21 protein-coding genes are annotated in these 20,080 nt (G+C 56.8%); 7 read left to right on the top strand and 14 right to left on the bottom strand.

Annotation, left to right across the window (positions count from 1 at the left end; translation table 11 throughout):
- Window positions 1–115: 115 nt before the first annotated feature.
- Window positions 116–1,495 (bottom strand): 2-methylcitrate dehydratase, encoded by a 1,380-nt coding sequence (locus COA65_07615; protein PCJ58689.1) that lies wholly within the window; start codon window positions 1,493–1,495, stop codon window positions 116–118.
- A gap of 83 nt (window positions 1,496–1,578) precedes the next feature.
- The gene (locus COA65_07610) at window positions 1,579–2,181 is read right to left on the bottom strand and encodes a hypothetical protein (protein PCJ58688.1); all 603 of its coding nucleotides are present in this window, start codon (window positions 2,179–2,181) and stop codon (window positions 1,579–1,581) included.
- Window positions 2,182–2,297: 116 nt separating this feature from the next.
- On the opposite strand from COA65_07610, the gene COA65_07605 reads away from it, so the two are divergent.
- On the top strand, window positions 2,298–3,338 hold the full coding sequence (locus tag COA65_07605) for a tRNA dihydrouridine(20/20a) synthase DusA (GenBank protein PCJ58704.1): 1,041 nt from the start codon (window positions 2,298–2,300) through the stop codon (window positions 3,336–3,338).
- Window positions 3,339–3,340: 2 nt separating this feature from the next.
- Here COA65_07605 and COA65_07600 read toward each other — a convergent pair whose 3' ends face one another.
- Genes COA65_07600 through COA65_07565 form a run of 8 tightly spaced genes read right to left on the bottom strand, consistent with a single transcriptional unit; the run spans window position 3,341 to window position 10,074 of the window.
- The gene (locus tag COA65_07600) at window positions 3,341–3,682 is read right to left on the bottom strand and encodes a Fe-S cluster assembly scaffold SufA (protein ID PCJ58703.1); all 342 of its coding nucleotides are present in this window, start codon (window positions 3,680–3,682) and stop codon (window positions 3,341–3,343) included.
- A 13-nt stretch (window positions 3,683–3,695) separates the two neighbouring features.
- On the bottom strand, window positions 3,696–4,241 hold the full coding sequence (gene sufT, locus COA65_07595) for a putative Fe-S cluster assembly protein SufT (GenBank protein PCJ58687.1): 546 nt from the start codon (window positions 4,239–4,241) through the stop codon (window positions 3,696–3,698).
- A 20-nt stretch (window positions 4,242–4,261) separates the two neighbouring features.
- Complete coding sequence (locus COA65_07590; GenBank protein PCJ58686.1) at window positions 4,262–4,717, bottom strand: SUF system NifU family Fe-S cluster assembly protein; 456 nt, start codon at window positions 4,715–4,717, stop codon at window positions 4,262–4,264.
- Window positions 4,717–5,955, bottom strand: a complete 1,239-nt coding sequence (locus tag COA65_07585) for a cysteine desulfurase CsdA (protein PCJ58702.1) — start codon at window positions 5,953–5,955, stop codon at window positions 4,717–4,719. The genes COA65_07590 and COA65_07585 overlap by 1 nt, the downstream gene beginning before the upstream one ends.
- Before the next feature lie 17 nt (window positions 5,956–5,972).
- Window positions 5,973–7,316 (bottom strand): Fe-S cluster assembly protein SufD, encoded by a 1,344-nt coding sequence (sufD, locus tag COA65_07580; protein ID PCJ58685.1) that lies wholly within the window; start codon window positions 7,314–7,316, stop codon window positions 5,973–5,975.
- Window positions 7,317–7,332: 16 nt separating this feature from the next.
- Entirely contained in the window at window positions 7,333–8,112 is a 780-nt protein-coding gene (gene sufC / locus COA65_07575; protein PCJ58684.1) for a Fe-S cluster assembly ATPase SufC, read from the bottom strand.
- Window positions 8,113–8,127: 15 nt separating this feature from the next.
- Window positions 8,128–9,588 (bottom strand): Fe-S cluster assembly protein SufB, encoded by a 1,461-nt coding sequence (locus tag COA65_07570; GenBank protein PCJ58683.1) that lies wholly within the window; start codon window positions 9,586–9,588, stop codon window positions 8,128–8,130.
- Between the two features lie 24 nt (window positions 9,589–9,612).
- The gene (locus tag COA65_07565; GenBank protein ID PCJ58682.1) at window positions 9,613–10,074 is read right to left on the bottom strand and encodes an SUF system Fe-S cluster assembly regulator; all 462 of its coding nucleotides are present in this window, start codon (window positions 10,072–10,074) and stop codon (window positions 9,613–9,615) included.
- Between the two features lie 279 nt (window positions 10,075–10,353).
- Here COA65_07565 and COA65_07560 point away from each other — a divergent pair, with 279 nt between their 5' ends.
- A complete protein-coding gene (locus COA65_07560; GenBank protein ID PCJ58681.1) occupies window positions 10,354–11,409 on the top strand; it encodes a GGDEF domain-containing protein in 1,056 nt (351 codons plus the stop codon).
- Window positions 11,410–11,424: 15 nt separating this feature from the next.
- Here the strand turns inward: COA65_07560 and COA65_07555 are convergent, their stop codons facing one another.
- The 4 genes from COA65_07555 to COA65_07540 all read right to left on the bottom strand — a co-directional run bounded on the left by COA65_07555 (window position 11,425) and on the right by COA65_07540 (window position 14,084).
- Window positions 11,425–12,066, bottom strand: a complete 642-nt coding sequence (locus COA65_07555) for a molybdenum cofactor guanylyltransferase MobA (protein PCJ58680.1) — start codon at window positions 12,064–12,066, stop codon at window positions 11,425–11,427.
- Window positions 12,067–12,213: 147 nt separating this feature from the next.
- Entirely contained in the window at window positions 12,214–12,498 is a 285-nt protein-coding gene (locus tag COA65_07550) for a hypothetical protein (GenBank protein PCJ58679.1), read from the bottom strand.
- Window positions 12,499–12,597: 99 nt separating this feature from the next.
- A complete protein-coding gene (gene cysQ, locus COA65_07545; GenBank protein ID PCJ58678.1) occupies window positions 12,598–13,377 on the bottom strand; it encodes a 3'(2'),5'-bisphosphate nucleotidase in 780 nt (259 codons plus the stop codon).
- A 14-nt stretch (window positions 13,378–13,391) separates the two neighbouring features.
- The gene (locus COA65_07540) at window positions 13,392–14,084 is read right to left on the bottom strand and encodes a glutathione S-transferase (protein PCJ58677.1); all 693 of its coding nucleotides are present in this window, start codon (window positions 14,082–14,084) and stop codon (window positions 13,392–13,394) included.
- A gap of 187 nt (window positions 14,085–14,271) precedes the next feature.
- Here COA65_07540 and hpnC point away from each other — a divergent pair, with 187 nt between their 5' ends.
- The 5 genes from hpnC (at window position 14,272) to COA65_07515 (ending at window position 20,063) form a co-directional block, all read left to right on the top strand.
- Window positions 14,272–15,117 carry a squalene synthase HpnC gene (gene hpnC, locus COA65_07535; protein PCJ58701.1) on the top strand — a complete coding sequence of 282 codons (846 nt, stop codon included), beginning with the start codon at window positions 14,272–14,274 and terminating at the stop codon, window positions 15,115–15,117.
- A 115-nt stretch (window positions 15,118–15,232) separates the two neighbouring features.
- Entirely contained in the window at window positions 15,233–16,114 is an 882-nt protein-coding gene (hpnD, locus tag COA65_07530) for a squalene synthase HpnD (protein PCJ58700.1), read from the top strand.
- Window positions 16,115–16,117: 3 nt separating this feature from the next.
- On the top strand, window positions 16,118–17,371 hold the full coding sequence (locus COA65_07525) for an amine oxidase (GenBank protein ID PCJ58676.1): 1,254 nt from the start codon (window positions 16,118–16,120) through the stop codon (window positions 17,369–17,371).
- Between the two features lie 71 nt (window positions 17,372–17,442).
- A complete protein-coding gene (shc, locus tag COA65_07520; GenBank protein ID PCJ58675.1) occupies window positions 17,443–19,368 on the top strand; it encodes a squalene--hopene cyclase in 1,926 nt (641 codons plus the stop codon).
- Complete coding sequence (locus tag COA65_07515; GenBank protein ID PCJ58674.1) at window positions 19,365–20,063, top strand: nucleoside phosphorylase; 699 nt, start codon at window positions 19,365–19,367, stop codon at window positions 20,061–20,063. The genes shc and COA65_07515 overlap by 4 nt, the downstream gene beginning before the upstream one ends.
- Window positions 20,064–20,080 lie beyond the last annotated feature (17 nt).

Below are 20,080 nucleotides of genomic sequence, written 5' to 3'. Positions count from 1 at the left end.
TTACAGGCATCGTCTCGCTCTGGCTAATGCGGATTTTGCGCTGGTGCGGGACATGGCGAAGGCCCAGAAGCATATTCACTTGACCCGAGGGAGCCCTCAAGTCAGCGGCGCACCACTATCCGGCGAGGGCTTCGCCGAGGTCGCTGGCGCGCTTGCAATCCTCGATGGCGTCGATGCTGGCGGCCATGGCTTCGCTTTGCGTGGTACTCACGGTTATCGTGGCGTTTGCCAGAAATTTTTCGCGAATGTCGTCTGTCGTTAGGGGGCGGTCGGCACAGCCCCGGTTCTGGTGTTCGCGGTGGGAAATTTGGCGTCCGTCCTTAAGCGTGACGATTAATTCGCCGGAATAATATTTCGGGAAACCCGAATTCGGGTCGGCTTCGTAAGCCACCTTTTTGGCCAGGGCGAGGATGGCGGCGTCGCCAAGGGCGTCCGGTGTCAGATCGTTCAACCCAAAGCGTTCGCGCAGGAAGCCGAGGGCCGTCAGATAAGGAACGCTGAACTGGGCCTCATAGGCGTTGGCAGGGCTTTGCTTGTTGGCAAGCGGTTCGCAGACGGTGGTGATGACTTCTTTTGGCACCAGGGCGCGAACATGCGCGATGTCTTCTACCCGGAAATCCGGTTTGCTGCGCAACGCGATGGCGGCGTCGATGCAGGCATGGGTGAAGTGACAGGCCGGGTAGGGTTTTGTCGCGACGTTCTGCAACTCCCACACTTTTCCTAAACCTGCCGTCGCAATTTCGTAATCGCAATTTTTCTCTTCCGGGCCAAGATGGGATTTGTAGAGGCCGAAACGGCCCTCATAGGCCTGGCCGGGGCCGACAAAGCCGTGCTTTGCCAGCATGGCGGCGGTCAGCCCCGCCGATGCCGCCCAACCCGGGTGCAGGCGTTTTGTCCAGGCACCGTCTTCGAGGAATTCCATGCTGCCTGAAGCGAGGCTGAGCGCTACCCCCTGGGCCATGGCGAATTCCTTCGCGTTCAGCCCGAAAAGCCGGCCCGCGATCAGCGTGCAGCCAAAAATGCCGGCGACGCTGGTGGGATGGAAACCCACCTGGTGGAAGCCACCCTTCGCCACCGCGCCGATGCGGGCGCTGGCCTCGATGCCGAGAATAAAAGCGGTCAGCATTTCGCGTCCGGAGGCCCCGACCAGAGTGGCGGCGGCAAGGGCTGCGGGAAAGGCGCTGGCCGTTGGATGGACGATGCCCGCGACATGGGTGTCGTCGTAATCAAGCCCGTGGATCAGAAGCCCGTTCATCACGGCGGCGTCGCGCAGGGGCAGGCGTTCTTTTCGGCCGATAATGGGCGCGCTGCCATCGGTGGAAAATGCGCTCAGGCCGCGCAGGGTTTTTTCTGCAAAATCAAAGTGGTTTGAGGCCAGCGCGATGCCGACCGCATCGAGAATAAGCGCGCGCGCACGTGCGCGGACATCTGAAGGGATGGCGTCATCCCGAAGGCCGGCGGCAAATTCACCAAGGGTTTCTGAAATCGTTGTCATGGGCGGGAAGACCTTCGGAGAGAGGGGAGGGATGACGTGCCTAGAATGCCCGCAAGCCGATGTCCCCGCAAGCCGACGCCCTCTCAAGCCTGTTTTGGAAGCAGATATGTGGGGTCGATGACCGGATAGGTCTTGTAGAGATTGGCTGTTTGGCCATTGGCGTCCCGGGGGCGGTGATCCCGCCGGGCCGGATCGTCTGCCTGGCGTATTTCAAGGTGCAGATGGTTGGTGATGTGCGGGTAGCGTTTGGTCAGGTCCTGAACCGTGCCGAGGCAGCTCTTTCCGGCGGTGACCGTCTCGCCAAGGGTGACGCTGGGCGCGACATAGAAATGCCTTGCAACCAGGCCGGTCCCGGTTGTGACCTCGACATAGCGATAGCTCGGATCGTCGCCATAGGGCCAGCCGAGGCGGGTAACGGTTCCATCAAGGGGGCTTGTGACCGGTGTGCCGGGGGGGGCGACGAGGTCTATTCCCAGATGTTTGCGTCGGCCGCCATTCCGGCGTGCGCCGAAATGGCCAGCCCCTTGCGGGTCGGTTTTGCGGATTTCCAGCTTTGGCAAGGGGCTTTCCAGGACGGGGTGGGGCGGCGGTCTGTCCGGTAGGGATGTTTTTGGTAGGGCGGGTATGGCCTTTGGTATGGCTGAATTTTTGGACATGAAGCCTTCTCCGGTTGCGTTCTGAATCATAGGAATATTATCCTAAAACGTCCTACGGGTCAAGAAGCGATTCTTCCCGGTTGCCTTTCCACGGGGGGCCGGGCAAATTCGCGTCCATGCGTGAAACCGGAGACGATTTTGTGAAAATGGCCCTTCCTTCCCGGCGCATTTCCGTTGCGCCGATGATGGAGCGTACGGACCGCCATGATCGCTATTTCCTGAGGAAGATTTCGCGGCACACGCTGCTTTATACGGAGATGGTGACGACGGGCGCGATCCTCCATGGGGATCGAATGCGTTTTCTTGGCTTCCACCCGGACGAACGCCCGCTGGCTCTCCAGCTTGGCGGTTCGGATCCGGACGCCCTTGCTGCTGCGGCCCGGCTCGGCGCAGATTTTGGCTATGACGAGATTAACCTCAACATTGGCTGCCCCAGCGATCGGGTCCAGCGGGGGCGTTTTGGCGCCTGTCTGATGCTGGAGCGCGAACGGGTCGCCGATTGCGTGCGCGCCATGGGTGAGGCCGTCGGGATTCCGGTTACGGTCAAGACCCGGATTGGCGTCGATGCCCATGACGATTACGACTTTCTGACCGGCTTCGTCGCGGCGGTGGCGGCGGCGGGATGCCGGACCCTGATTGTCCATGCCCGCAAGGCCTATCTTCAGGGCCTAAGCCCGAAGGAAAACCGTTCTGTGCCGCCGCTTCGTTATGACGTCGTTTATCGCCTGAAAAAGGATTTTCCCGATCTTGAAATTGTCCTGAACGGCGGTGTTGAGAACCTGGAAGACGCCGCGTCCCATTTGTCCCATGTCGATGGCGTGATGATCGGACGGGCGGCTTACCAAAATCCCTATTTGCTGGCCGAGGCCGATCGTTGCTTTTATGGCGAAACGACGCCGCCCCCTTCGCGCGAGGATATCGTGTGCGCGATGCGGCCTTACCTTGAAGCCGAGATAGGGAAAGGTGTCCCCATCGGTCGGATTACGCGGCATCTCACCGGTCTTTTTAACGGTGTTCCGGGGGCCAGGGCCTGGCGGCAATGTCTAAGCGAAGGGGCGTCCCGGCATGGGGCTGGTGCGGAAATTCTGCTTGAGGCCCTGGATGTGGTCAAACGTGCCCGCCCGCATGGTGCCAGTCTTGATGCCGTTCCAGCGCGCTTCGGTTCCACCGCTCCGGCCGGGGTTTAAAGTTAAACGCTGAAAGATTCGCCGCAGCCGCAAGTTGCCGTGGCGTTTGGGTTTTTGAAAATAAAACCCGACTGAAACTGGTCTTCGACATAGTCGATTTCGCTGCCAATCAGAAACATCATGGCACCGGGATCGATGAAAATCGTGATGCCTCTGTCTTCGACGGTTTCATCGCCTGGCTGGGCGGCATCGGTATATTCCATCTTGTAAGAATGGCCGGAACACCCGGTGTTCGTCACGCTAACCCGCAAGCCACGGGCGGGTGTTTCCTGCTTGCGGGCAAGCAGTTCCTTCATCCGCCTGGCGGCGGCGTCCGTGATCGTCACGATGGTTTTTGTCGACATCAACATGCCTTTCCTAAAAGAATCCAACCTCAAGACGAGCCGCGTCTGACATCCTGCTCGGGTCCCAGGGGGGGTCGAAAACGATTTCAACATGCGCTTCTTTTACGTTTGGAACGCGGAGAAGTTTTTGCCGTACGTCCTCGGCGATGACGTCTCCCATGCCGCAGCCAGGCGCGGTCAGCGTCATCGTCACTTCGGCGCGGCTGCCACCACTTTCCAGCAGGCATAGCTTGCAATCGTAAATCAGACCCAGATCGACGACGTTCACGGGAATTTCCGGGTCGTAGCAGGTCCGCATCTGTTCCCAGAGCAATTCCGGGTCCGCTTTGCCAGCCTCTGTCGCCGTCGCTGGGATCTCGGTGTCATCGGCTTTTATGCCAAGTGCGTCGGCGTCCTTGCCGTCGATACGCACGAGGTTGCCATTCACGTTGACCGTATAGGCCCCGCCAAGCGCCTGGGTGATTGTCACCGGCGTTCCGGCCGCAAGCGAGAGCTTCGTGCCGACAGGGATCAGGGTGGCATCGCAATCCCGCTTAAGGGAAATGGTATCGTCTTTCATTTCAGACATCGTTGGTTTCTCTATTCTGTTTTTACGGTTTTTTCTCGCCCGTTTAGTGCGGCGGCGAGGGTGTGCCAGGCCAGGGTTGCGCATTTCACGCGTGAGGGAAACACACGCACGCCCGTCAGTACGGCAAGTTTCTCCAGTTTTAAAAGGTCGTCTTCCGTTGGTGGATCTTTCCGGGTCACCAGATTCTGAAACCGGCGAAATATTTCCTGTGCTTCCACTTCCGTTTTTCCGCGCACCATGTCCGTCATCAAAGATGCGGACGCTGTTGAAATGGCACAGCCGGTGCCCTCGAAGGCGACGTCCTTCACGATGCCGTCCTTAAGGATCAATTCGACCGTCAGCTGATCGCCACAAAGCGGGTTGTAACCTTCCGCTTCGCGGTTGGCCCCGGCCAGCTTGCCGAAATTCCGTGGCCGCTTGCTGTGATCGATAATGACTTCCTGATAAAGGTCCTTCAAATCGAACATCAGCCAAATATCTCCAGAACTTTGTGGAGACCGGCCACCAGGGCGTCGGCGTCCTCAGTTGTGTTGTAAAGCCCGAAGGAGGCCCGTGCCGTTGCCGGTACGCCAAAACGGTTCATCAGCGGCTGGGCGCAGTGATGGCCGGTCCGAATGGCAATGCCTTCGCCGTCCAGGATTGTTCCGATGTCATGAGGGTGGGCGGCGGCCAGGGTGAAAGAGAGGATGCTGCTTTTCTCTGCTGCCGTTCCGATAATCCGAAGCCCTTCGATGGCGGAAAGCCGTTCCGTCGCGTAACGAAGGAGATTTTGTTCATGAGCCTTGATTGCCGAAAGCCCAAGTTCCTCGACGTAGTCAATGGCGGCGCTTAAGCCGATGGCGCCCGCGATATGCGGCGTGCCGGCTTCGAATTTATGGGGAAGGGGGCCGTAATCCGTTTTTTCGAAGGTCACCGAGCGGATCATGTCGCCGCCGCCTTGATAGGGCGGCATCGCTTCGAGATGCCGGGCTTTTCCATAAAGAACCCCGATGCCGCTGGGCCCGTAAAGCTTGTGGCCGGAAAACACATAAAAATCGCAATCGAGTTCTTGAACGTCCACCTTTTGATGGGGGACGGCCTGACAACCATCGACGAGAACCGGAATGCCCTTTTCATGGGCCAGGCGGATGATTTTCTGGATTGGCGTCACCGTTCCAATTGCGTTTGAAACCTGGGTCATCGCGACCAGGCGGGTGCGCGCATTTAGAAGCTTTTCATAGGCTTTAACCTCGATTTCTCCGGCATCGTTCACGGGCACGACGCGCAGAACGACGCCGGTCATGTCCCGCAACATCTGCCAGGGAACGATGTTTGAGTGGTGTTCGAGAACGGAAAGGACAATCTCGTCGCCTTCCTTCAGAAAGCGCTTTCCATAGGTTTGCGCGACCAGGTTGATCCCTTCCGTTGCGCCGCGGACGAAGATAATTTCGCGGTTTTCACGGGCGTTCAGGAAGGCACGCACCTTCTCGCGGGAATTTTCAAAAGCCGCCGTTGTCTTTTCAGACAATTCATAGACGCCGCGATGGATGTTTGCGTATTCCGCCTCATAGACATGCGTGATTGCCTCGATTACCTGGCGGGGTTTCTGGGCACTGGCGGCGCTGTCCAAAAAGACGAGCGGCTTCCCATGGGCTGTCGTTTTCAAGATTGGGAAATCCCCCCGGGCGCGCAAGGCGTCGAAGGGCGGCGTTTGCAGGTCCGTCATCGTGGCGACCGGTTGCGTCATGGGCGGCCCCCAATCGGCCCGGCCTGTGCCAGCCAAGCGGTGATCGCCTGGCGCATTTTTTCGCGAATGGCGGGGATTTCGACCGCATCAACCAGTTCGGCAAGAAAGGACTCGGTCAGAAGGCTGCGCGCGATGTTTTCGGAAATCCCCCGGGAGCAAAAATAGAAAAGCGCCTGTTCGTCCAATTCGCCGATGGTGGCGCCATGGCTGCATTTGACGTCATCGGCATGAATGCGAAGTTCGGGCTTTGCATTTGCGCTGGCGTCATCCGAAAGAAGAAGATTCCGGTTTAACTGATGGGCCGACGTTTTCTGGGAGTCGGGGCGAACGATAACCTTGCCCTGGAAAACCGTTTTTGCGTGATCGTCCACGACGTTTTTGTAGGTTTCGCTGCTGCTGCTGCCGGGTTTTTTATGGTCGATGACGCTTGTCGTATCCATGTGTTGCCGGTTTCGGGCGAGGTTGACCCCGTTTAACCGGCAATCGATGCCACTGCCGTCCAGAAGCGCAAAAATATCGTTTCGCGAGAGGCTGCCCCCCAGCGACATGATAAAATTGTCGTAAACGGCACGCTCGCCTATTTTTGCGGTGGTCGCGGCGATGTGATAGGCGGCGGCAGCCTCATTCTGAAATTTGTAATGATGGAGGCGGGCATCGTCATGGACGGCGATTTCCGTCACAACATTCGTCCAATAGCCGGCTTGCCCCGTTCCAAGATAGCTTTCGAGGACGGTGGCCGTGCTTCCTTTGCCGAGGACAACCAGATTTCGAAGGTGCATCGCTGCGTCGCCGGCTTCCTCTGTAGCAAGGAAGAAAAAATGCACCGGTTTTTCCAGCTGAACGCCGGGTTCAACCAGCAGGACCGCGCCTTCCGTCATAAGGGCCGTGTTTATATTGCGTAAGTCCGGGGCCTCCGGTTTTGCATTCTCGGTCAGAAGCTCGGCCATTAAATCCGGTATCGTTTTCAGAGCGTCGCCAAGGCTTAGAAGGCGGACGCCTTCTGGCAGCGGTGTCGCCGCCGGCCCTGGCGGAGCGTATTTTCCATTTATGAAAACAAGGTGGTGTGCCGAAAGCCCATCTTGAGCCTCTAACGGAAGATCATCTGCGCTAATCGTTTCGGAAAATCCGGTCTTGGGCGCGAAGACGTTTTTCGCAAGGGGATTGAGATTCGTGTATTTCCACGCTTCGGTCTTGGGCGTTGGAAAACCGCTTTCGGCAAAGCGTTGGAAGGCGTCCTCGCGCATTTTTGCAAGCCAGACGAGGTCGGTTCCAGGAAGGCTTTTCCGCCATTCCGGATAGCGTTCCAGATATTCGTTGCCGATGGGTGTGGTTTTGTTCATTGCCTGCAATCCTGGATCACGTGCTTGCCGTCATGGTGGCGGCGTCCTGCTTTTCGAAAGTGGCATAGCCCTTTTTCTCAAGCTCCAACGCCAGCTCTTTGCCGCCGGTCTCAACAATCCGGCCTTCCGAAAGAACGTGCACTTTGTCCGGTTCGATATGTTCGAGGAGACGCTGGTAATGGGTAATTAGAATCATGGCGCGTGTGTCCGAACGCAGGGCATTGATGCCATTCGCCACAATTTTCAGCGCATCAATATCAAGCCCGGAATCGGTTTCATCAAGAATGGCCAGCGTCGGGTCGAGCAACGCCATTTGGAAAATTTCGTTGCGTTTCTTTTCGCCGCCAGAGAAGCCGACATTCACCGCGCGTTGCAAAAGGTTCTCATTCATTTCCAGAAGTTTTGCCTTTTCGCGGGCGATTTGCAGGAATTCAATGGCATCGAGTTCCGGTTCTTCCCGGTGGACGCGGATCGCGTTTAGCGCCGCTTTTAAAAAATACATGTTCGACACGCCCGGAATCTCGATCGGGTATTGCAAGCCCAGAAAGACGCCTTCCCGGGCGCGTATCTCGGGCGGCATCTCCAACAGGTTCTTGCCCCGGAACAAGACTTCGCCCTGCGTCACCTCATAGCCGGGCCGTCCGGCAAGCACATGGGCAAGCGTGCTTTTTCCGGAACCATTCGGCCCCATGATGGCGTGCACTTCGCCGGCCTTTACGGAAAGAGTCAGGCCGCGGAGGATTTCATGGTCCTCGACCGTTACGTGAAGGTCTTTAACGTCCAATAGATTAGGCATTAATGGTTCCCTGTCTCAGCCGACGGCGCCTTCGAGAGTCACGTTCATCAATTTTGTGGCCTCGACGGCGAATTCCATCGGTAATTCTTTGAAGACTTCTCTGCAGAAGCCGTTGACGATCAGCGAAATGGCGTCTTCCTGCGAAAGCCCCCTTTGGCTGCAATAAAAAAGCTGCTCATCGCTGATTTTCGAGGTGGTGGCTTCATGCTCGACCCGGGCCGAGCGATTGCGGGATTCGATATAGGGGATTGTGTGGGCCCCGCATTTGTCTCCCAGAAGCAGGGAATCGCATTGCGTGTAGTTGCGCGCGTTATCTGCCCCTTTGAGAATTTTCACGAGTCCGCGATAGGTACTCTGGCTTTTACCTGCCGCGATGCCTTTCGAGATGATCGTGCTGCGGGTGTTTTTGCCGATGTGAATCATCTTCGTTCCGGTATCGGCCTGCTGAAAATTCGTCGTTGTCGCCACCGAATAAAATTCACCGACCGAATTGTCGCCCTGGAGGATGCAGCTTGGGTATTTCCAGGTGATGGCGGAACCGGTTTCGATCTGGGTCCACGAAATTTTCGAATTTCGCCCACGGCAAATGCCCCGCTTCGTGACGAAGTTATAGATGCCGCCTTTTCCATTCTTATCGCCGGGATACCAGTTCTGGACGGTTGAATATTTGATTTCGGCATCGTCCATGGCGACCAGTTCGACAACCGCCGCGTGCAACTGGTTTTCGTCGCGCATGGGGGCGGTGCAGCCTTCCAGATAGCTTACATAGCTGCCTTTTTCCGCGATGATGAGCGTGCGTTCGAACTGCCCGGTATTTGCTGCATTGATCCGGAAATAGGTGGAAAGTTCCATCGGGCAGCGCACGCCCTCCGGGATGTAGACGAAGGAACCGTCGCTGAAGACGGCGGAATTCAATGTGGCGAAGAAATTGTCGGAATAGGGCACGACGCTTCCCAGGTATTTTTTTACAAGCTCGGGATGTTTTTCGACGGCCTCCGACATGGGGCAAAAAATAACGCCGACCTTTGCCAGCTTTTCCTTATAGGTGGTGGCGACGGAAATGCTGTCAAACACAGCATCAACCGCAACACCGGCCAGGGTTGCCTGTTCCCGCAGGGGAATGCCCAGTTTTTCATAGGTGGCCAGCAGTTCCGGGTCGACCTCATCCAGGCTTTTTGGCCGGTCGGCATCGGATTTTGGCTCGGAATAGTAAGAAGACGCCTGGTAATCGATCGGCGGGTAATGAAGGTTTGCCCAGGTGGGTTCCTCTGTTTCCATGGTGCACCAGGCCCGGAACGCCTTCAGCCGCCATTCGAGAAGCCAGGCCGGCTCGTTCTTCTTGGCCGAGATAAATCGGACAATTTCTTCGTTTAAGCCGTTCGGCGCCCGGACGGATTCGATGTCGGTGACAAAGCCATATTTATATTCTTCGGTAATGGCGCGGACGGTTTCAGCGGTTTCAGTATTTGCGGTCATGGTGCTGGTTTTCGTTCCCTGGTTTTATGCGGTGCCGATTTGTTTTCCATCTTTGGCCATAGGGGGCTCGAAGAAGGAGGGAAGCGGCGTCGTTAAATCGGAAAGTCGGATTTCGGAAAGTGCGCGGCGTACAGTGTCATTGATAACCTGCCAATTGCCCCGGATCGGGCAGAGTGATTCAATGCCACAAGTGCCATCGCTGTCTTCGATGCAATCGGTCAGCGCGATGGGTCCGTCAAGGGCCGAGATGATGTCCGTGACAGTGATGGCGTCCGCAGAACGGGCAAGGCTGTAACCGCCCTTTGCCCCCCGGTAGGATGTGAGCAGGCCGTCATGGGCCAGCCCCTTCAACACCTTGCTGGCAGCTGGCGTTGGCAGGCCCAGCTTATGGGCCAAATCCGGGGCGCTAAACCGGGATTCCGGGTGGGCAGCAATATGGCTCATCAGGACGATGCCATAATCGACCAATCGGTTCAGGCGAAGCATGGCGGCCTCTCTAAAATTCTAATCAGACCTAAATTGGTCCCCTTTAAAATTGGGGATTCGCAGCCCGCTGTCAAGTGCCGAACATCCTGATTTACATAGAAATTTTATGGGTATTTGGGGATGACGTGCCGTCCGCCTGCGTTTTCTCCGCCATCGCTCAGGGAGCCGCTAACAGGCTTTGTTAATTAATTTCCTTTAAGGAAAGGTTTTGCCGCATCTGCCGCGCGCGCGGCGTTATGGCCGCTTTGTTGAAAAACGGTGTCGTAAAGGGTTTAAGGCATGAGTTACCACGAGAGTTCTGAACAGGCCGCCAGTTACGCCAAGGCGGCGTTCGCCAAAATGGCGGCGCTTGGCATTGTGCCGCAGCCGGAAAATTTTGAGACTTGGTATTGCTACTATGCCGGCACCAATCCGGAGTTGAAGCAGATTTTGGATGCCGTTCTCAGAAAAAAAGAAAAATTCACGGAAGTTCTAAACGGTGAAATTTACGACCGCTTCTTTGGCCTTTCTCACGAGGCAGCCGAGATAAAGAAGGCAAGTGATCGCATTCAATCGGCCGTGACGCGGGTGTTGGATTATCTGGGCGATACGAACGCCGAGGTTCTGACCTATGGCAAGGCCCTGGAAACCGTGTCCGGGAAAATTAAAAATGAGACGGATATCGATGCCATTCGGGATGTGGTGGGCGACATTCTTTCCGAGACGAAGCGCATGGCTGTGAAAAGCCGAAAGCTGGAGGGGCAATTAAAAACTGCGACGGATGAAATTGTCGAGCTTCATGAGCACATCCAATATATTCGCCAGGAGGCGACGACGGACGCCCTGACCGGTCTGCCAAACCGCAAGCATTTCAATGATCAGCTCGAACGTTCTATGCACCAGGCAAAGGAGGGGAAGGAAGCGCTTTGTCTGGTGATGGCCGATATCGACCACTTTAAAAAATTCAACGACAATTACGGGCACCTTTTTGGCGACCAGGTTTTATGGCTTGTTGCAAATACGCTTATTGAATGCGTCAAGGGGCGCGATATTCCAACCCGTTTCGGAGGCGAGGAATTTGCTATCATTCTTCCGCGCACGAATATCCTTGGCGCAAAGAAAGTCGGGCAGGATATCCGTCTGCGGGTTGCTTCGAAAAAAGTTATTCGCAAGGCAACGGGCGAGGACCTTGGTTCCATCACAATTTCCGTCGGCGTTGCAGAATACCGTCCGGGCGAGAATGCGGAAGCCCTCATTCAACGGGCGGATAATGCCCTGTATCGCGCAAAGAATCAGGGGCGAAATCAGGTCGTGGCTGAAGCCGCCTGCGACGCGGATATTGCAATGCAGAGCTGACAGGAACCGCAGGCCTCAAGCCTGCATTTTCTTGCCGGCTTTTTCGAGCAGTGCTTCTAGCCGCGTCAAATCCTGTGGCTGATTAATATTGAAAAAAGGATCCATTGGCTCCGTCGGAAAGTTCACATCGACTGTTCGGTAGCGTGCGGTCCATGTGGCGATCTTGCTGGCTCCCTCTTCTGTGAGGGCGTGTCGGAGGTCCGGGGCAAGTGCGACCGGCCAGAGTCCGAAAACGGGATGTGGCCGCCCGGCGGAAGTGGCCCGGGCAAGGTCGCTTTCTTCCGCCTCGACCGCCGCCCATAAATGATGCACTAAATCCGTTGGAAAGAAGGGCGTGTCTGTTGCGAACGTGGCAATCCACCGGCATTGGGGGGCGTTTTGCAAGGCCCACTCCATGCCGGTCAGGACACCCGCCAGGGGGCCGGCATGCCCTTCGACAACGTCGCATGCGATCGGCAGGCCAAAGCCGGACAGGCGGTCTGGGTCGCCCGCGGCATTGAGAAGCAGGGACGTTACCTGTGATCTGGCGCGTTCAATGACGTGGGCCAGCAGCGGCCGGCCCTGAAGCGGAAGGAGGTATTTTTCCCTGCCGCCCATCCGTCGCGCCTGCCCGCCTGCCAGCAACACCCCGACGATCTCCGGTAAATTGGAAGTCATTCTTTTACGTTTCCCTTTTCTGGCGTCGTGCGCTGCATGTCTTATTGTTACATGCTATTGCCAGGTTGCAGTTAGCTCGGGGGCCTTGTTTGTGGCTGGCCGATCCGATTGGGGATGCCGGGAAGGAAGCGGATGCCGGATCTGATTTCAAAAACCCGCTCGCGCTAACATCCTGGAAAAGGGACAAAGCGTGCGCGCCTCACCCCGAAAGGGTGACAGACTGCCCCCAAGGCGTTGGCGGACGCGTCCATCTGTGGCCTTGGCACCGTCGAAGGTATCGGAGAGGTGGTGCAGGATCGTCCGCATCTCTGACTCGACGCGCGCCTGCTTTGGMGTTTTTGCGATTTGGATCAGTGTCCCGTCTACGTCCAGGAGCAGCGCCCAGTCTGGATCGGGTGCGGGCAGCTTGGTAAGGGGCATTGCTTCATTCATGTCGATTGAAAAACCGGCTAATGAAGAAAAATTTACGGAATTTTGTCCGTAAAGTTACCTYAGCAAGGTTAATAACGGTTCTCCAATTTTGCGATATGGCTACGAACTGCACCCMTTCGCGATAAAAGATGGATTTTCAAAATTCGGTTTTCCGTAACGCAATTGTTTGCCATCCAGGGTTAGAACATTGCCCCCTGCCGCAAGCAGGATGGCGTGTCCGGCTGCCGTGTCCCACTCCATCGTTCGTCCAAGACGCGGGTAAAGGTCGGCGCCGCCTTCTGCGATGACGCRAAATTTCAATGCACTGCCGGCAACCTTCTTCTCGCGGACCTTTATGTTTGACAGATATTCTTGCGTTTCCTTGCCGGTGTGGGAACGGCTTGTGATAACGACAACGCCTTCCGGGGATGCCGTGACGGCGGCGATCGGTCGGGGAGGTGTTTCGCCAATGGCAATGGTGGCAGGCCCGGTTTCTGTTGCGGCATAGATGATTTTCTTAAATGGGATGCCGATCAGCCCCAGAACCGGACGGTCGCCGATGACAAGGGCGACGTTCACCGTAAATTCGCCGGTTTGGCTGATGAACTCTTTTGTGCCGTCAAGGGGGTCGACGAGCCAGAATTTTCCGCCGGCGATGGATGGAATGTCGCCCGCCTCGACGCTTTCCTCCGAAACAATGGGAATATCGGGCGTAAGTTTGCGCAGGCCGCGCAGAAGAATGCGTTCGGCCGCTTCGTCGGCATCCGTGACGGGCGACGCATCTTCTTTTTTGCGGACGTTGTAATTTTTCGTCTCGTAGATCCGGATGATTTCCTTGCCGGCTTCGTGAACGATGGGGCGGAGGGCCTCGATGAGTGCAAGGCGCGTTGTTTTGTCCAAGTTGATTTCCTTATTTAGTGGCGTTCATATTGGGCCTGGCCGAACATGACGTTCCAGGCATCCTTATCTTCTGCCCAATCCGATTTTAAGCCACGCGGCACTTCCATGCCTCGTCCCACGGCGGGCCGATTGGCGATTTTCATGAACCATCGCGCGATGTTCGGGAAATCTACCAGGTTTTGCCCCTGCAAGTCGTGCGACCGTATCCATGGGAAAGTGGCCATGTCTGCGATCGAATAGTCGCCGGCTAAATAGGGGCTTTCGCCAAGCCGTGTGTCGAGAACGCGATAAAGCCTTGCCGCTTCCTTCGTGTAGCGCTCGATTGCGTAGGGAATTTTTTTCGGAGCGTATTTTCGAAAATGATTGGCTTGGCCAAGCATGGGCCCAATGCCGCCCATCTGGAACATCAGCCATTGGATCGTTTCAATGCGCGTGCGTGGGTCCGGTGACAGGAATTTTCCTGTTTTTTCGGCCAGATAAATCAGGATGGCCCCGGATTCGAAAAGCGCGATTTCCCTGCCGTCCGGCCCTTTTGGGTCGAGGATCGCCGGGATTTTGTTGTTGGGGCTGATTTTCAGAAAATCCGGCTTGAACTGATCACCTTTCGTAATGTCGATATGGACGACCCGATAGGGAAGGGCGGCTTCTTCAAGGAAGATGGAAATTTTGCGACCGTTCGGTGTGCCGTCCGTGTATAGGGTCAGCATTGCATTTCCTTTCAAGGGCAAAATCCGATCCTTGGACTCCGTCTATAGCATCCCTGTTCCCAAGGGACAAAAGGGCCTTTTCCGGCCTGTATGGTGGTGCCTCATTCGTGCTAATTTCAGGCCGATCCGCTGACGATTGGTTTTGCGGTGCCTCGCCACGGTTCATGACACACCGGAACGTCGAAATATGACAACTTTCAGCCCGGCCGAAACACCGTCCGGAAAAGAAGCTGCGGAGGAAAACTTCCCGGTTGGGTCTTTTTTGCTACCGCCACGGCTGCGCCCGCACGCCGCTGTTTTTTATGCCTATGCTCGTGCAATCGACGACATTGCGGACAATCCAGAACTTGCGCCGGAAGAGAAAATTCATCGTCTCGAAGGATTTGCACGGGCCATTGTCGGCGACGAAACCGAGGCTCCAGCCTATGAAAAGGCCTATCGCATGCGCGAAAGCCTTCGCCAAACAAAGGTTTCAACGGTTCATTGCACGGATCTGATCGACGCCTTCAAGCAGGATGCGACGCAGCGCCGCTACCGGGATTGGCGCGATCTTCTGCATTATTGCGATCGGTCGGCGGCGCCGGTTGGGCGCTATCTTTTGGACCTTCACGGCGAATCGAAAGCAGGTTATCTGGAATCGGACGCGCTTTGTAACGTGCTACAGGTTTTGAACCATTTGCAGGATTGCAAGGATGACTACCTTTCTCTCGACCGGGTTTACCTTCCAGAAAGCTGGCTGGCGGAAGCGGGTGCTTCGGTTGAGGACCTGGCGGCTTCTGATGCAAGTGCCGCCCTTCGTCGGGTGCTGGATCGCTGCCTTGATGGCGTTGAGGCGCTTCTCGTCCCGGCGCGCAGGTTGCCTGATATACTCAGCAACCGCTTCTTGGCGATGGAAGCGGCTGTTATTTTTGCCGTCGCGGAAGAACTGACCCGTCAACTCCGTCGCCGTGACCCGCTTGCCGAACGGGTCGTTCTTTCAAAAATGGCCTATGCGACCTGTTTCCTGAAAGGCATCTTCCGCACGATTTTTTGAGGCGGTGCCTTCTTTTTTCGTTACCTGGGGCGGTATCGCTTGCTTTTCGCGCCCTTCATTTCGGTCTATGCTCGGGCCGCTTTTTGCAAAACCTGAATGGATAAATTGGGTGCCAATGTCGCCAGATGCCTTCGAACCTTCTCGGGATATGGAAGCCCTCGAAGCAGCCCAACGGGTTGTGAGGCGTTCCGGCACGTCTTTTTTCTGGGCGATGCGGATGCTTCCGGAAAGTCGTCGAAGGGGGATGTTTGCGATCTACGCTTTCTGCCGTGAGGTCGATGACATTGCTGACGAACCGGCGCCAAAGGCGGCCAAGACCGAAGGTCTTGGTAAGTGGCGGGCGTATCTTGACAGTCTTTATGCCGGGGATGCTGGAAAAGACGCAAAACTGCCTCCCACGGCAAGGGTTTTGGTCGGCCCGATTGCTGAATTCAACCTTCGAAAAGAAGATTTCCTGGCCATCATCGATGGCATGGAAATGGATGCGGACGGCCCTATTCAGGGACCGTCGATGGCCAATCTGGAACGCTATTGCGACCGTGTGGCTTGCGCCGTTGGGCGTCTTTCCGTGCACGCGTTCGGCGTTCCAAACGCATTTGGCTATGTCGTCGCGGACAAGCTTGGCCACGCATTGCAGCTGACGAACATTCTTCGCGATTTGCATGAGGATGCAGAAGACGACCGCCTTTATCTGCCTGCGGAGCTTTTGGACACGCACGGCATTTCCGAACGCGTGCCGGAAGAGGTTCTGAAGCATCCAGCCCTTCCGGCAGTCTGCGAGGATCTTGTCCGGATCGCACGCCGTCACTTCGAAGAGGCGGAAGCGGCGCTGGCGCAATGCGCGCGGCGGAAAATGCGGCCGGCCAATGTCATGCTTCGGGTTTACTGGGAAACCCTTGAGGCGTTGCAGGCGAGAGGCTGGAGAGATCTGGATCGCGCGGTCGGGCCTTCGAAGGCGACGAAGTTATGGATCGCGTTACGCTACGGGATGCTATAGGCGATGGCCGTTACGCACATCGTTGGCGCCGGGCTGGCCGGGCTGGCCGCCGCCGTTTCTCTTTCGAAGGCGGGAAGACAGGTGGCGATTTATGAGGCGTCCGACCATGCCGGTGGGCGCTGCCGTTCCTATGTCGATGCCAGGCTTGGCAGGCGCGTCGACAATGGCAACCATCTGTTGTTTCGTGGCAATCGGGCGGCCTTTCGCTATCTGAAAACCATTGGCGCGACGGATCGTTTTCTTTGCCCGGGTACGCCCGCCTTTCCTTTCATCGATCTTGCGTCCGGGAAACGTTGGGTCGTGCGTCCCTCCGCAGGCGTTTTCCCATGGTGGATTTTTATGCCCTCGCGCCGCATTCCGGGAACGGTGCCGGCGGATTATCTGGCGGCTTTGCGGCTTTTTCTGGCATCGCCTCAGGCGACCATTGCCGAAACCTTCGCGGATGGCGGTCCTCTCTATCGCTGTTTCTGGGAGCCCCTTGCCGTTGCGTCACTGAACACGCCGGTAGAGAAAGCGGCGACGCGGCTGCTTCTTCCTGTCGTGCTGCGTATTTTTGGGAGGGGACCAGAAGCGGCGCGCCCGATGATTGCAAAAGAAGGGCTCTCGGAAAGTTTTATCGACCCGGCGCTTGCCTATCTTGAGGCAAGGGGTGCGGCTATCCATTTCACGCAACGTCTTCGCAAAATCACCTTTGTGGATGGACGTGTCCGGGGACTTGATTTTGGAGGCCAAAAAATTTCACTGGAAGCAGAGGATCAGTTGATTCTCGCTGTGCCACCGTCGAATGCCGCCGGTTTGCTTCCTGACCTTTCCACGCCAGAGGAAACAGAACCAATCCTGAACGCGCATTTTCACCTGGCTGAAGCCCCGCCGTGGCCCCATGAGGCACCCTTTATCGGCGTCATTGGCGGGCTTGCCCAATGGGTGTTTCTGCGTGGCCGTGTTGCATCGGTTACCGTAAGCGCCGCTGGCAGCCATATCGACGAAAGCGCCGAAGTTCTCATTCCGAAACTTTGGGCGGACGTGGTGCAGGCGTTGCAGATTGCTCCCAGCCCGCCGCCGCCTTGCCGTGTGATTAAGGAACGCAGGGCGACCTTTTCCCAAACGCCAGACGCGTGTTCCCTGCGTCCGAAAACCAAAACAAATTACGAAAATTTGTTTCTGGCCGGCGACTGGACCGATACTGGCTTGCCCGCTACGATCGAAAGTGCGATTGCGTCCGGTCACTTGGCCGCCAAGGCCGTCATAAAGCGATGATTCACGCGCGACCAAGCAGAGATTACATGGAAACGCCGACAAATTCCGCCCCAGTGACTGCTGCCCCTTCGATGGCTCGCCAGGGCAAAAACGATGCCCTGCTTGATGCCGTCCTTGAGGACGCCCGGGCGGATTGCTTTCGTCGCCAGGCCGGGGACGGCCATTGGGTTTTCGAGCTTGAGGCGGACGCAACCATCCCTGCGGAATATATTCTTTACGAACATTTCTTTGATGAGATTGATGGCGGCCTTGAGAAAAAAATCGGGGCTTATCTTCGTCGCACACAATCGGATCGGCATGGCGGCTGGCCACTTTTTTACGATGGCGATTTTAATGTGAGTGTCAGTGTGAAGGCGTATTTTGCACTAAAACTTATCGGCGACGCCATCGACGCGCCGCATATGACGCGTGCCCGCGAGGCAATCCTGGCCCATGGCGGGGCAGCAAAATCAAACGTCTTTACCCGCATCGCGCTTGCGCTTTTCGGACAGGTGCCATGGCGAGCGGTGCCGGTCATGCCGGTTGAGATCGCGTTGTTGCCGAAGTGGTTTCCTTTTCACCTCGACAAGGTTTCCTATTGGTCGCGAACGGTGATGGTGCCTCTCCTGATTATCATGGCGAAAAAGCCAAGGGCTTTGAATCCGCGAAAAATTGATATTCGCGAACTTTTTGTTTTGTCGCCGGATGTGGAGACGCATTACCACGTTAATCCAACCGGGTCCCTGCTTGGTGCCTTGCTGCTGCGTGTGGATCGCCTGCTGCGTGTGGTGGAACCCTGGTTTCCAAAGTCCCTTCGCCAGCGTGCCCTTGAAAGGGCGCTCGCCTTTATCCGGGAACGCCTCAATGGCGAAGACGGCATCGGCGGTATTTTTCCGGCGATGGTGAACGCGGTGATTGCCTTGAACTGCCTTGGCTATGGGAAGGATCACCCGGAAATTGTCGTTGCCAAAAAGGCCATTCAGCGCCTGCTTGTCATTCGCGAGACGGAGGCCTATTGCCAGCCCTGTTTTTCGCCGGTGTGGGATACGTGCCTTATGTCGCTTGCGCTGCAAGAGGTGCCAGGCGCAGAAACAGAGAAAAATCAAAAGGCGCTGGATTGGCTGGCTGACCGTCAAATTCTTGACGTCGTCGGCGACTGGGAAGCGCAACGGCCAAATCTGCGGCCCGGTGGCTGGGCCTTCCAATATTGGAACGATCATTACCCGGATGTGGATGACACGGCTGTCGTTGCGATGGCGCTTCACCGCTTTGACAGGGCGCGTTATGCCAACGCAATTGAACGCGCTACTGAGTGGATTGTCGGCATGCAAAGCAAAAATGGCGGCTGGGGGGCTTTCGATGCCGAGAATGCCCATTACGGTCTAAACCACATTCCTTTTTCCGATCATGGTGCTTTGCTGGACCCTCCGACCGTTGATGTCAGTGCGCGGTGCCTGGGTTTTCTCATGCAGATTGGTTATGCGCGCGATCATCCCGTGATCGTCCGGGGGTTGGCGTTCCTGAAAAACGAACAGGAAGAAGACGGTTCATGGTTTGGCCGTTGGGGTACGAATTATATTTATGGGACCTGGTCGGCGCTTGTCGCTTTTCAGGCGATCGGGGAAGATCCGAACGCACCCTATATTCGCCGGGCGGTCGATTGGTTGAAAGCACGCCAACGAGAAGATGGCGGTTGGGGTGAGGACGGTGCCAGCTATTGGGAAACGCGCCGGGGTGAGGTAAAGGCAAGCACCGCCTCGCAGACGGCCTGGGCAATCCTTGGATTGCTTGCGGCTGGCGAGGTGGAGTGCCAGGCGGTAAAGCGCGGGATTGCCTATCTTCTAAACGCCCCGCGGAGCGGTGCGAAATGGCACGAGGCGTGGTACACATCTGTCGGCTTTCCACGCATCTTCTACCTTTGTTATCACGGGTACAGCGCGTATTTCCCGGTCTGGGCATTGACGCGTTATCGGAATCTTTCGCGGGGTGACGCGCCGACATTTCGGAACGGAATATGACGCGGCTCGGCTTCATCACCGGCCTGCGCACGGAAGCCGCGATTGTTGACGCGGCATCTGAGACGCTGTCCCAGCCACATCGACCGCTGATTCATTGTGGCGGTGCCCATGCGGGCCGTGCGCTTGCGGGCGCGCTTCGCTTGATCGAAGAAGGTGCAGGTGCCCTGGTTAGCTTTGGAATTGCAGGTGGCCTGGCACCAAAACTTGCCTCAGGAAGCCTGGTTCTGGCTTCCACCGTCCGACTTGTGGGGGAACCGTCGCTGAACATCGATCTTGCCTGGCGGGATAGGCTTTGCGCCCGGGTAAGGGGTAATTTTAATCCGGAGCTTGGTGGCATCGCTGGAAGCGATACGGTTTTGCAGACCGTGGGTGAAAAAAAAGGCCTTTTCGAAGCGACCCACGCTCTGGCCGTCGATATGGAAAGCCATGTCGTTGCAAGGGTGGCGCGCGATTGTGGCGTTCCCTTTCTGGTCGTTCGCGCCATCGCGGACGCGGCGAATGCGACAATCCCGGACGTGGCTTTGGTCGGCGTTGGGAAAAAGGGCGAGGCCCTGCCTTTGGCCGTGCTTCGGCGCGCGGCCTTTTCGCCCCAGACATGGCCGGCGCTTGTCCGGCTTGGCGGTTCACATAAAAAAGCTCATGACGCCCTTCGCCATTTTCTTGGCGTGGCTGGCGTCGGTCTTGCTTTCGAATAGAGGGGGCGTGTAGAGGG

This window comes from Rhodospirillaceae bacterium (assembly GCA_002746255.1).
Lineage (GTDB): Bacteria > Pseudomonadota > Alphaproteobacteria.
This window is presented reverse-complemented; position numbering and strand designations above follow the sequence as displayed.